Origin of the sequence: Aeromonas sp. L_1B5_3 (assembly GCF_963866575.1) — a bacterium.
In the GTDB taxonomy this organism is placed as follows: Bacteria; Pseudomonadota; Gammaproteobacteria; order Enterobacterales; family Aeromonadaceae; genus Aeromonas; species Aeromonas jandaei.
The window spans coordinates 41,660-54,223 of record NZ_CAWMDN010000118.1 but is presented as its reverse complement, the minus strand read 5'-3'; the positions used below and the strand labels follow the sequence as shown (position 1 = coordinate 54,223).

The 12,564-nt window shown below is 60.8% G+C and carries 8 protein-coding genes; 3 read left to right on the top strand and 5 right to left on the bottom strand.

Annotation, left to right across the window (positions count from 1 at the left end; all coding sequences use genetic code 11):
- Window positions 1-41: 41 nt before the first annotated feature.
- On the bottom strand, window positions 42-1,637 hold the full coding sequence (locus AACR93_RS14015; protein WP_043851091.1) for a methyl-accepting chemotaxis protein: 1,596 nt from the start codon (window positions 1,635-1,637) through the stop codon (window positions 42-44).
- Between the two features lie 251 nt (window positions 1,638-1,888).
- Between AACR93_RS14015 and hutW the strand changes: the two genes are divergently transcribed.
- Entirely contained in the window at window positions 1,889-3,274 is a 1,386-nt protein-coding gene (gene hutW / locus AACR93_RS14010) for a heme anaerobic degradation radical SAM methyltransferase ChuW/HutW (protein ID WP_043851090.1), read from the top strand.
- 103 nt (window positions 3,275-3,377) lie between these two features.
- Here the strand turns inward: hutW and AACR93_RS14005 are convergent, their stop codons facing one another.
- Both AACR93_RS14005 and AACR93_RS14000 read right to left on the bottom strand, forming a co-directional pair.
- On the bottom strand, window positions 3,378-4,754 hold the full coding sequence (locus tag AACR93_RS14005) for a DEAD/DEAH box helicase (RefSeq protein ID WP_043851060.1): 1,377 nt from the start codon (window positions 4,752-4,754) through the stop codon (window positions 3,378-3,380).
- Window positions 4,755-4,914: 160 nt separating this feature from the next.
- Window positions 4,915-5,391 (bottom strand): glutathione peroxidase, encoded by a 477-nt coding sequence (locus tag AACR93_RS14000; protein ID WP_043851059.1) that lies wholly within the window; start codon window positions 5,389-5,391, stop codon window positions 4,915-4,917.
- 344 nt (window positions 5,392-5,735) lie between these two features.
- Between AACR93_RS14000 and AACR93_RS13995 the strand changes: the two genes are divergently transcribed.
- Window positions 5,736-6,344 carry a 2OG-Fe(II) oxygenase gene (locus tag AACR93_RS13995; protein WP_043851058.1) on the top strand — a complete coding sequence of 203 codons (609 nt, stop codon included), beginning with the start codon at window positions 5,736-5,738 and terminating at the stop codon, window positions 6,342-6,344.
- A gap of 203 nt (window positions 6,345-6,547) precedes the next feature.
- On the top strand, window positions 6,548-7,537 hold the full coding sequence (locus tag AACR93_RS13990) for a D-alanine--D-alanine ligase (RefSeq protein ID WP_043851057.1): 990 nt from the start codon (window positions 6,548-6,550) through the stop codon (window positions 7,535-7,537).
- 168 nt (window positions 7,538-7,705) lie between these two features.
- Here the strand turns inward: AACR93_RS13990 and mngB are convergent, their stop codons facing one another.
- Both mngB and mngA read right to left on the bottom strand, forming a co-directional pair.
- The gene (gene mngB, locus AACR93_RS13985) at window positions 7,706-10,360 is read right to left on the bottom strand and encodes a mannosylglycerate hydrolase (protein ID WP_043851056.1); all 2,655 of its coding nucleotides are present in this window, start codon (window positions 10,358-10,360) and stop codon (window positions 7,706-7,708) included.
- An 86-nt stretch (window positions 10,361-10,446) separates the two neighbouring features.
- Entirely contained in the window at window positions 10,447-12,399 is a 1,953-nt protein-coding gene (gene mngA, locus AACR93_RS13980) for a PTS 2-O-a-mannosyl-D-glycerate transporter subunit IIABC (RefSeq protein ID WP_043851055.1), read from the bottom strand.
- Window positions 12,400-12,564: the final 165 nt, after the last annotated feature.

The following is a 12,564-nucleotide window of genomic DNA, read 5'->3' as shown; positions in this document are numbered from 1 at the left end:
AAAAGCGCGCCACAGGCGCGCTTTTTGTTGTCGGAGCTGGGTTACCAGCGATAGGTCTTGAGCAGGGCTTCCAGTTTCTGGCACTGCTCGACCAGCTGAATACTGGCGAGGTTGGCAGAATGAGCCTGACCCAGAGTGTCGTTGGAGGTGTTGCGGATCTGGTTCACCGAGTGGTCCACCTCGTTGCAGACCCTGTCCTGCTCTTCGGCTGACTGGGCCATCTGAGCATTGAGATCATTGATCCGGGCGATGCGTTCAATGATGTTCTGCATGGCGGCCAGGGTCGCCTCGGTTTTGCTGATGCTCTCGTCCGCCTTGGTTTTTGCATCCCCGATCACCGTAACGGCGCTCTGGGCCTCTTTTTGCAAGGCAGCGATCATCTGGGAGATCTCCTCGCTGGCAGTGCGGCTGCGGTTGGAGAGGGCGCGCACCTCGTCGGCCACCACGGCAAAACCGCGTCCCTGCTCGCCGGCTCGCGCAGCCTCAATGGCGGCGTTGAGGGCCAGCAGGTTGGTCTGATCGGCGATCCCCTTGATCACTTCCAATACCCCATCCACGGCAAGACAGCGGCTGTCGAGCTGCTGGATCACCTGATCCACCCTGTCGATTTCAGTCGACATCTCGCCCATATCGGTGATGGAGTGCTGGGCGAGACGGCTGGTATTGGCGGCATCCTGATTGGTGAGCGCGGAGAGCTCGGCACTGTGGCGGGCATGCTCGCGCACTTCATGGGAGCTGGCCGCGAGCTCGCTCACTGCGGCCGCCACCTGGGTGGTCATCCCCTCCTGCTGACGGGCCGAGTTTTCGGTCTGGGTGGCGACCTGGCGGATCTGGCTCGACTCCTGATAGAGCTGGTGCGTCGCTCCTTCCACCTCCTGCAAGCTGTGGCGGAAGCCCTGCACCATGTCGTTGACGGCGCGGGTCATCTGACCCAGCTCGTCCTGACTGTTGTTGACGAGAGGGAGGGCGAGGTTACGCTCTTTCGCCATCTGGATCATGGTGAGCTGCAACTGGCGCAGCGGCCGTTTGACGTAGCGCTGCAGTACCCACCAGAGCAGGCTGAAGCCCAGGCCGAAAACAGCCGCCAGACTGCCGCTCAAAATAAAGTTGTTATGGCGGATATCGTCGAAGGTATGGGTCAGGTCATAGCTGATCCTAACCGCACCCATGACGGTTCCCTCATCCACCTGATGGCAGCTGGTGCACTGGGTACCGCGATACTCTTTGTAGGCCTTGAACGGTTTGATTAGGGTGAGCTGGTTGCCCTGCTGCTCGAGGATGATATCTCCCTTCGTAATGGCGCGTTCATCGAGGGCATCCTGGGCTTTCTGGTCGGGATGGCCCGGGCCAAACAGGTTGCTGACGGCGGGGGCACGAATAAGACGGGCTTCAACAATCCCTGCCTCGCTCTTGAGCTTGGTTTGCACTATCTGCCGGTTGGCCATGCCACCGGTCATCATCAATACGTTGAGCTGATCCATGTAGGTGTTGGCGGCGCTCTCAACCTTCTCTTCTGCCATGCGGATGGCGAGATCCCGTTGCAACCAGGCAGAGAGCTCGAAGCAGAGGGCAAAGGTGGAGCTGATGACCAGCGCAAGGGGGAGAAAGATTTTCCAGTTCAGTGAGAGGTTATGCATAGTGGCCGATCCCATGCCCTTTATCTGTTTTTATTGGTTCCCGTTTCATCTTGAGCGTAGACAAGGAGAGGCGGGTAGACAGTTTCCTATCGGCACACTTTAGTCACTCTTGAGTAAATAATCTGTTAAGCAGATCGGTAATAGAGGTTGCCAACAGGGCAATTTCAGATTGAGTGGCACCAAGAGTTGATCCTGCGCAAAAACACGAGAATGATAATAATTATCATTGCTGTTATTTGCGAGTCATCACCATGATCCATCTAACTCCTTCCATGACCGGCGTGGCTTCGCCGGATCCTCTCAAGTTTGCCTTCAGTGCCAAAACCTCGGCACATGCCAGTCGGGGAGGGATACGCCCCTTGTCACTCGATGAGAACCAATGGCAACAGTGGTGGCAGCAAGAGAGCGATGCCGAAGAGCGCGCCCTCTATCTCCATATCCCCTTTTGTCGCAAGCGCTGCAGCTTCTGCAATTTCTTCGAAAATGGCGCCAATCCGGCGCGGATCAGCCGCTATATCGACGGGTTGTGCGCATCGCTTGCCAGGGCCGCAGAGACGCCGCTGGTACAAAGCCGCCCCTTCTCGGCCGTCTATGTCGGGGGCGGAACCCCCACCGATATGAGTGCTGATGAGCTGGAAATGCTGGCCAGGATGATCCGGCGTTTCCCGCTGGCGGCCGATGCCGAGGTGACCCTTGAGGGGCGCCTCAACGGTTTTGACGATGCCAAGTGGCAGGCTGCGCTGGGCGGCGGGTTCAACCGCTTTTCGTTCGGGGTGCAGAGTTTTGATACCGGTGTGCGCCAGCAGGCGGCGCGGCTCGATGACAGGGAGACCCTGCTGACCCGCCTTGGCGAGCTGACTCGCGATGATGCGGCAGTGATCGTGGCGGATCTCATTTTCGGTCTGCCCGGTCAGGATGATGCCGTGTGGCAGCAGGATATCACGGATGTGATGGCGAGCGGTGTGCACGGGGTTGATCTCTACCAGCTTATCGCCATGCCGGGCACCAATCTGGATCGGGCCGGGCAGCAAGGCAAGCTGGGTTGGGCTGCCGATGGCCAGCAGCGGGCCGCCATGTACGCTTACGGCGGTCAGCAACTGGAACAGCATGGTTGGGAGCGGCTCTCCTGCAGTCACTGGCGACGCACTCCAGCCGAGCAGAGTCGCTATAACCAGATGGCCAAGCGCGGCGCCGAGATCCTCCCCTTTGGTGCCGGCGCCGGAGGCTCTATCCATGGCCATGGCGTGATGTATGGGCGGGATTTGGCCCAGTGGCACGAAGCACAGGAAAAGGAAGTTCGGGCGCCCGGCATGGTGATGGGACGCAATCCGAATGCGCGGATGGATGGTCTGCTGCGCGGTGCCTTCGACAGGGGCGTGCTGGCACTGGCGCGCCTGCCAGCCTCACTGCGCAGCCATCTAATGCCGCTGTTCGATGCCTGGCGGCAAAACGGGCTGGCCGATCTTGCTGGCGATCAGCTGGTTCTGACGCTGGCGGGGCGCTTCTGGAACGTCAATATGCAGGCCGGGTTATTCGAGTTTTTGCAGCACAATCCGGCCGATGGCAGCGAGCCTGCGTTGCAGCATGGCAAGCACCCGGATGGCAAACACCCCGGAGTACGCCACTCGCTGGTGTAGGGGCTTTACCCGATCGCCAAAAGCACAAAGGGAGCCAACGAGGCTCCCTTTGTCTGGTCAATCAGCTGTTTGGACAACCAGTCTGGCGTAGGCACGGGACGAATTACTCGTCGTCGCTATCCTGATAGCTGTCGCGCTGGGCTCTGGGCAGGCGGCGCATCGGGGTAAACCCGACATCCTCGCCTACCACTTCCCGCTTGCGAGCTGGGGCTGGTTTCTTGCTGCCATCACTCTTGGCTTTGCCTGCTGCCGGTTTGCCCTTGCCACCCTTGGCATTGGCTGCGCCACGGGCGCGCGGCGGGTTCTGCACCGGCTTGCTGCCAGGCAGGGTCTGGCGGCTTGGCTTGCCGCTCGGCTCATACCCTTCGAGGATCTCCACGGAGAGAGATTGACCGATCAGGGCCTCGATCGCCTTGAGCTGACCCAACTCATCATGGCTGACCAGCGAGATGGCCTCGCCACCGCGACCGGCACGACCGGTACGGCCGATACGGTGGATGTAATCCTCCGCCATCTGCGGCAGCTCGAAGTTGATCACGTGGGGCAGCTGATCGATGTCAAGACCACGGGCGGCGATATCGGTTGCCACCAGCACCCGCACCTTGCCTTCGCGAAAATCGGCCAGTGCCCGGTTGCGGGCTCCCTGACTCTTGTCGCCGTGAATGGCGACTGTGTCGAGACCATCTTTCTGCATCTGATGCGCGAGGCGATCGGCGATCTGCTTGGTACGGACAAACACCAGCACCCGCTGCCAGTTGCCACGGCCAATCATGTGAGAGAGCAGCTCGCGGCGGCGCTCCCGATCGACCTGAATGATGCGCTGGGTCACCTGCTCGGCGGCCGTGTTGCTGGGATCGACCTCAATGAGGGTGGGGTCGTTCAGCAGATCATCCGCCAGTGCCTTGATTTCACTGGAGAAGGTGGCGGAGAAGAGGAGGCTCTGCCGTTTGGCGGGCAGTGCCTTCATGATGCGGCGAATATCGACGATGAAGCCCATGTCGAGCATGCGATCCGCTTCATCCAGCACCAGCACTTCCAGCTCGCTCAGGGTCAATGCGCCCTGGGTCAGCAGATCCAGCAGACGACCCGGGGTGGCAACCAGAATGTCGATACCTAGCTTGATGGCATCCAGATTGGGCTTGATGCTGACGCCACCGTAGGCGATCAGGGTACGAAACGGCAGATGGTGGGCATATTTGATGATGCTCTCACCCACCTGGGCGGCCAGTTCGCGGGTCGGAGTCAGTACCAGGGCGCGCACCTGACGGCGACCGCGGCCATGGTTGGCCAGCAGTAGCTGCAGCATGGGCAGGGTGAAACCGGCTGTCTTGCCTGTGCCTGTCTGGGCTCCGCCGAGGACATCCTGACCAGCCAGAATAGCCGGAATGGCTTGCTGCTGGATGGGGGTTGGCTGTTCGTAACCCAGCTCCTTGACGGCCCGCAGGATGTGCGGGGAGAGACCCAGTTCGTTGAATGACATGTTCGAGAGAAACTCCTCTGGTGAGCCTTTGGCTCAGCGGATGACCGGCGCGGGCGCCAGCCACGATATGGAAATGATAACGGGGGCGTAATATAGCAAAAGAGCGGCCGGTGCGCAGTAGCTGTCGCACCGGCCGCTCTTTATGTGCCGCAAAAAGCAATCAGAGCAGGTCGCGGATGGGTGCGACCAGACTCTCCGGCTTGGTGGTGGGAGCAAACCGCTCCACCACGTTACCGTCACGGTCGATCAGGAATTTGGTGAAGTTCCACTTGACGTTTTCCAACCCAAGCAGCCCCGGTTTCTCCTTCTTGAGCCACTGATAGAGCGGGTGGGCCTGCTCGCCGTTGACATCGCACTTGGCCATGATGGGGAAGGTGACCGGGTAGTCGAGGGAGCAGAAACGGGCGATCTCCTCGGCATCCCCCGGCTCCTGCTGACCGAACTGGTTGCAGGGGAAACCCAGGATCTCCAGTCCCTTGGGCCCCAGCTCGCGATAGAGGGCTTCCAGCCCCTCGTATTGGGGGGTAAAACCGCAGCGGCTGGCCACATTGACCACCAGGAGCACCTTGCCGGCCAGTTGGGCGAGCGGGTAGGGGGTGCCATCCAGTTGTTGCAGCATCAGGTCGGGCAGAGGCATCACATCATCCTTTTGTTGATTGCATGTCGTTGATTGCACATAAGTTGCACAGTGTGCTCGCAGGAGGAAAGGGGGTTATTCCCATGGTCGCTACGGTATCGCTTGGCTCTTTTAACGGCAAGGCGTTACGTTAACGGGCACCGATGCAATGGGGGGCGGCTCACACTTTTCCCCTCCATTACGCACCGGGTGAGGGCAGGATCACAATCGGCCCGGAAAAAGGGGGGCGCGGCCTGCCAAATCGGGTATTGATGGTGGGACTTCTCAAGAGAAGCAAACCGGTTTGTGCCTTTAGCGGGAAGCCGCTAAAAAGCGCTCTCTTTTCCACATGTTGCGAGTCAATCTTGGACTATCAAGCCGTCATGGATGCCATCTATACCCGAGGTTGGGTGATAGTGGACGATTTTTTAACTGCCGCCGAGGTGGATGCCCTCAAAGGGTGTCTGCCAGAGGAGTGGCAACCGGCCGGGATCGGCCGTGAAGGGCTCCATCAAGGCAACAACGAGATCCGCCGCGACCAGATCCACTGGCTGGAGCCGTCCCTCGGGGCGCCGGTCGCCGATTATCTCGCCCGCATGGAGGCGCTGCGTCTGGCTGCCAACCGGATGTTGATGCTGGGATTGTTCGACTATGAAGCACATTTTGCCCGTTATCGCTGCGGCGACTTCTACGCGACCCATCGCGATGCCTTTGCCGGTCGCTCCAACCGTCGCCTGACGACGGTGTTCTACCTCAATAACGACTGGCAACCCGAAGCGGGCGGCGTCTTGCGCTTTTATGACAACGACGAGCAGTTCTTGATGGATGTGAGCCCCAAAGGGGGGCGGCTGGTGATCTTCCTCTCCGAAGAGTTTCCCCACGAAGTGCTGCCCGCCAATCAGGAGCGTTACAGCATTGCCGGCTGGTTTCGCGTCAATGGCAGCGGCATGGGACGGGTCGATCCCCCTCGCTGACCCGTGGGGCTGCGCGGTTTTTGACACAGGGCGCCCTTTTTCACCGCAAGATGCGGCTGGCAGGGCAGCCATCAGCTGACAAGGGTTTGTCTCCCTTGCTACACTGGCGCGCACTTATGTTCGTATCTGGCTTCGTCCGGTTTTGAATGCGGTGGTTTTTGAATGGTCATGACGAAGCCGCTTCTCCCAAGGGATCACATCTAATGAAGAACATGCATGTCTTGCTGCTGTGCGGCGGCGGTGGCTCCGAGCACGAAGTCTCTCTGCGCAGCGCCAATTTCCTCGAAAAACAACTCGCTCTCCTGCCCGGCGTCGAAGTGACCCGCGTCGAGATGTTTGCCGACCGCTGGCTCAGCGCCGATGGTCGCGAGTGCAAACTGGGGCTCGACAAGCTGCTCTCGTTTGACAGCGTGGCCCGTCCGGTAGACTACGTGGTGCCCTGCATCCACGGTTACCCGGGCGAGACCGGCGATCTGCAATCCTTCCTCGAGCTGGCTGGCCTGCCCTATCTGGGCTGTGACGCCGAAGCGAGCAAGATCTGCTTCAACAAGATCACCACCAAGCTGTGGCTCTCCGCCATCGGCATCCCCAACACTCCTTATCTGTTCCTGACCGAACAGGGCGATGCAGCTCTGGCTGAGGCGAAAGCGGCACTGGCCAAGTGGGGCAAGGTCTTTATCAAGGCCGCCTCCCAGGGCTCTTCCGTTGGCTGCTACTCCGCCAGCAACGAAGCGGATCTGGTGAAGGGCATTGCCGATGCCTTCGGTTACTCCGAGCAGGTACTGATCGAGAAAGCGGTCAAGCCGCGCGAGCTGGAAGTGGCGGTTTACCAGTACGGTGACGAGCTGGTGGCCACCTATCCGGGCGAGATCTGCGTGCCGCAGGACAAGTTCTACACCTATGAAGAGAAGTACAGCAGCGCCAGCCATACCGAGACCGCACTGCGTGCCGAAGGGCTGACCCAGGCGCAGGCTGACGCTATTCACGAGTACGCCCTCAAAGCGTTCCGTCAGCTTAAACTGACTCACCTCTCCCGTATCGACTTCTTCCTGACTGAGGAGGGCGAGATCCTGCTCAACGAGATCAACACCTTCCCGGGCATGACCTCCATCTCCATGTTCCCGAAACTGCTGGAGCATCACGGTCACGACTTCGCCCGCTACCTTGAGCAGATCCTGCGCAAGGCCAGCTAAGCGCGCTCTCCCGCTCGCGGGATGAAGCAGGACCCAATAAAAATCCCCGCCAATTGGCGGGGATTTTTTTATGCCGTTATCAAGCGGGATAGGGCAGCTTGAAGGGATAAACAGGCGGGGAGGGGATGCGCCTCACTCACCTGTTGCTACCTGTGGGTATACCTGCCGTTAGCCGCGAGCCACCCGAAAGCGCACGCTGCGGGAGTGGCAGGGCGCTAGTTCGCCAAACTCGCCAGCAGCCAGCTCAAGGTGCAGGGGCTGCTCATCCATCCGCACCGCTTGCCAGTCGCTCAGGGCGTGTTCGCAGTTCACTTTGCCACCCTTCAACACAGCCTGCTCGCTCGGGTTGTAGACCCGGATCACCAGCGCCTCTTCATCCTCGGCCTTTTTCAGGGCACTTAGCACCGGACCGGAGGGATCCATGGTGAGCAGGCTGAAGTGGCGCGGGGTGGTGAAGCTCGCCTTGTTGAGCTTCATGGCATCGAACGGGATCTTGTTGTAGCAGCGTATCGGTGTGAGGTAACTGCGCGCCGCCTGCATCACGTTGGCGCTGATGTGATCACCGGTAAACGCCAGCAGGCTGAAACGGCAGCTGAGCTTGCCGCGTACCTGAGAGTCCGGGGTCGGCAGCTTGATGCCGGAGGGGCGACCCGGGCGCAGCAGCAGCTCCTCTTTACCAAGTACGCCGACCCCGCGCAGCAGGGTGAGAGCCAGGGTGTCGCACTGCTCGCCGATCACTTCAAATTCGCGCAGACCATCGCTCAGCACCGCCAGCCCCTGTTTGCCATCTTGCAGGGCGACGAAGTTCATCAGCTGCCAGACCGGAATGGGGGCCTCTTTCCACCCCTCCGCTTCCCAGTTCGCCATGGCGCTGTCGCGAGTGGGGCGGGTGATGCAGCCAAACTGGTTGTCGGAGACCACGGTGTCGCTCGGGAAGGGGGTGGGGATCAGCACCCGCACCCGGTGATCGTCGGCCTGATTGTCGAGCTCCAGTTCGATGTCGATGCGCGGACTCTGATGTGCCAGCGTGATGCGGCAGGTGACATCGAGGTGACCGCTGCAGTGGCGGTTGGCCCGCTCGGCGAGGTTGGCAGGCAATGCCATACGCAGTTTGAGAGTGGCGATGCTCTGCCACGCTTCATGGGTGACCTCACGGGTCACCGCAAACTCGGTGGAGTAGCGCAGCCACTCGTCCCGCGACGGCGAGTAGTCATACTCGTCACCATCATCGGAGCCCTCTTCCAGCGTGAGTACCTGATCAAAGGTGGTGCCGCGCAGCTTGTCCAGGATCTGCAAAGTGCCGTTGTCATTGAGGGCGATGCGGTAAAAATCGTTCTCCAGCAGCTCGCCGCTGGCCGTCACCGGCTGCTCCAGTCCCGGCTGGTTGCCCTCGATATGGAGGGTGCAGTAGCCCATGGCCGGCAGGGGATGGCAGAGCTGGATGTCGTACTCCATAAAGGGCTCGTAGTTGCCGTAGTGCACGATCTGTCTGTCCACCAGACCTGGATCAATCTCGCGCTTGGCGCGGATGAAGTAGGGGACCGGCTGGCCCGCCTCATCGCGCAGGGCAAAGGATTGGGCGCGAATGCGGATGCTGGTGTTGATCACCTCCTGACGGGGGAAAGGCATCAGGTTGAACAGGCAGAGCTTGTCAGCCACCTGTACCCCGTCTTCACAGAGCGCCACCGGCATGTTGTCGACAATCTTGCGCATGTAGAAGCGGATCAGGTTCTCGGCCATGTCGTCGGCCAGAATGAAGCGGGTCATCACCTCCTGATGCACCTTGTCGCTGCAGCAGCAGCCGATGCTGTCATGGGCGTGGTTCTTCATGATCTCCTTCCACATCTTCTCCAATAGCCCGTGGTGGTACTCGAAGCCGAGCGCCCAGGCGATGCTCGCCAGCGGTTCGAGGATGTTGACGATCTTGTTCTCGATGGCGGCATGGGCCAGCTTGATGTCCATCCGGGTGGAGGAGATGGTGCGGTGTACCCGCATGTATTTGCCGTCGTTGAACTCCCCCTTGAGGGTGGCCAGTTGGTCGTGGCACGCCTCGATGTGCTCGAAGACCTGCTCGAAGCGGCTCATGTGGAATTCACGCTGGGGGTAGATCTCCCGCAGCTTGTCGATGATGGCGAAGATGTTCTGTTGCAGCGGCATCTGGTCGTGGCCGTTGGGCAGCAGGATATCCTTGGTCACCGAGGCCTTCTCCAGCACCTCGAAGTAGGATTCGAGCCGCTTGCGCAGCCCCGCCTCATCTTCCGGCAGGTACTTGCCGATGGCGTAGCCGAGCGGCAGTACCTGGGCGGTCACCTCGCTGCCGTCGTTGCTCTGCCACAGGAACTCGGTCTTGTCGGTACCGTGGCGCTCGGAGCAGCCGCGCCAGAACATGGCACGGTCAATCCCGAAGCCGTTGAAGATGTGGGGCAACTGGGAAGACATGCCGAACGAGTCGGGCAGGTAACCGATCTTCATCGGCTCGCCAAGGCTGAGGCAGTCGCGCATCCCGTAGAGCAGGTTGCGCAGGATGGACTCGCCGCTCACCTGCATGGTGTCGGTCTGGGTGTACCAGGGGCCGATGATGAGTTTGCCCGCTTCCACCAGCGCCTTCACCCGGGCCTTGTTCTCGGGCTGGATGGCGAAGTAATCCTCCAGCACCGCGGTCTGGCCGTCCAGCACATAGAACTTGTAGTCGGGGTCGGATTCAAGCCGCGCCAGGATCTCCGCCATGTTGTTGACCAGCAGGATGCGGGACTCCTCGGTGGTGAAGTACCACTCCCGATCCCAGTGCATGTGTGGCGTGATGTGAACTCGTGAAACTGTCATGACAATGATCCTTTGCTGACGCACGGCGGCCCTTGTCTGCCGTGCGGAAAAATAGTCTGTTGAACAAACGGTGGTGAAGATGAGCCTTACTCTGCGGCGACCACCTGATAGGTGCCGCGCTGCATGGCGTGACGGCGCCAGCCGATCAGCACCACAGTGGAGATAAGGGTGCCCACCAGCGCCGCACCGAGCCAGACGGCGGCAGCCATCAGGGCGCCATGGCCGCCATCGTGGAGCAGGAAGAGGGAGAAGATGCCGGCCCCCGGGGTGGAGAGACCAATCCCCATGGCACCCACCATGGCGCCGGTGACCACCGAGCCTGCGAGGAAGGAGCCGATCACCCGGATCGGATCTTCGATGGCCATCGGAATGGCACCCTCTGTGATCCCTGCCAGCCCCAGCAGCCAGGTCGACTTGCCGGTCTCGATCTCGAAGGTCTGGAACAGGCGTGGCGCCAGCAGGGTGGAGGCGGTGACGGTAAAGGCCGAGACCATCTTGACCGCGCCGAAGATGGCGTAGGGGCCGTAGACCCCGTTGGCCATGGCGCCGAGGCAGAAGGCGTAGGCCGCCTTGTTGACCGGGCCACCCAGATCAAACGAGCACATAAAGCCGAGCAGGGCGCCCAGTACCAGCGCATTGGTGCCGGAGAGGCCGTTGAGCCACTCGGTGAGGCTGTTGTTGAGCCAGGCCACCGGCTGGCCGATGACAAACAGCATCAGGCTGCCCGCCACCAGGGTGCCGATCACCGGATAGAGGTAAAAGGTGAGAAAGCCGTTGAAGTTGGGGCTAAGGCGCACATGCTGCTTGACCCAGCGCATCAGATACCCGGCGATCAGGCCACCGACCACGCCACCGAGGAAACCGGAGCCAATCATGTTGGCAGACAGTCCCGCCGCAAAGCCCGGGCCCAGCGCCGGTTTGTCTGCCAGCGAATAGGCGGTATAGGCCGCCAGCACCGGCACCATCAGGGTGCCCAGCATGCCGCCGCCCAGCTTGCGGTACATCCAGAGCCAGGAGTTCTCGGTATCAAACAGATGTTGCAGGCCGAAGATCTGGGCCAGCAGCACAGAGACGGCGAGCACGGTACCGCCCGCCACAATCAGCGGCACGGCAAAGGAGATGCCGCTCAGCAGCGCCTGCTTGAGCTCGGTCTTGAGGCCCACCTTCTTGCCGGTTGGCGCGTCGCTCTGGTTGGGGTTGGGGTTGGGCGTCGGGGCGGTGCGACCGGCCTTGGCCGCTTCCAGCGCCTCATTCAGGATCCGCTCGGCATGGCGAATGGGCTCGGCCACCGGCGTTTCGATCCGGGGGATACCGGCGAAACGCTCCTGCTCCTTGATGGCCACCTCGGCGGCGAAGATGCAGGCCACCGCAGCATCGAGCGCTTCTTGCGGCAGGCGATCCTCGATGCCGTTGGCACCCTGCTTCTCGACCAGTACCCGAATGCCCAGTTTGCGTCCCGCCTTTTCCAGATACTCGGCAGCCATATAGGTGTGGGCGATCCCAGCCGGACAGGCGGTGACACAGACCACTGTGGGTTGATTTGTATCTAATTTGTCTTCTTTTGCTGGTTGCTTGCCGCTATCCTCTTCACCATCGAGCAGCGCCATCAGTTGCTCGGCACTTTTGGCTGCCAGCACCGCCTCGCGGGTATCGTCATCCACCAGGGCGGTGGTGAGGGTGGTGAGCAGCTGCATATGGGTGGAGCCCGCCTGATCGGTCGGGATCGCCAGCATGAAGATCAGATTGACCGGCTCGGGGCCGTCGATCCCCTCCCAACCCAGCTCCTCGCTCAGGGTAGCGACGGCAAAGGCCGCTTCACGCACCGCATCGCACTTGCCGTGGGGCACCGCCAGCCCTTCGCCAAGGGCGGTGGGGCCCTGCGCCTCGCGGGACATGACCGCGGCCAGAAAGGCGGCCTTGTCGTGCAGCTTGCCGGCCTGATCGAGCCGATCAGCCAGGGCATGAATGGCCGCATCCCGATCGGCAAACCGGGTTTGCAGCGTGATGAGATGGGGGCCGGTAAGACTGGTCAGATTCATGATGATCCTCTGTCAGGTTGGCTTGCCAGCAAGCCGTCATGGTGAAAGTGACAGCGATGCTAACAAACCGGCCGACTGATTTTTGTGAGTGGTATCATACAATTCGTTATTTGTATTGTTTTTGTATTGTTTGACCAAGGTGATTTGTTAGGTCAAATGGAGCGA

Coding starts and splice junctions, on each gene's coding strand:
- AACR93_RS14015 (WP_043851091.1), bottom strand. CDS start 1,637: ATGCATAACCTCTCACTGAACTGGAAAATCTTTCTCCCCCTTGCGCTG.
- hutW (WP_043851090.1), top strand. CDS start 1,889: ATGATCCATCTAACTCCTTCCATGACCGGCGTGGCTTCGCCGGATCCT.
- AACR93_RS14005 (WP_043851060.1), bottom strand. CDS start 4,754: ATGTCATTCAACGAACTGGGTCTCTCCCCGCACATCCTGCGGGCCGTC.
- AACR93_RS14000 (WP_043851059.1), bottom strand. CDS start 5,391: ATGCCTCTGCCCGACCTGATGCTGCAACAACTGGATGGCACCCCCTAC.
- AACR93_RS13990 (WP_043851057.1), top strand. CDS start 6,548: ATGAAGAACATGCATGTCTTGCTGCTGTGCGGCGGCGGTGGCTCCGAG.
- mngB (WP_043851056.1), bottom strand. CDS start 10,360: ATGACAGTTTCACGAGTTCACATCACGCCACACATGCACTGGGATCGG.
- mngA (WP_043851055.1), bottom strand. CDS start 12,399: ATGAATCTGACCAGTCTTACCGGCCCCCATCTCATCACGCTGCAAACC.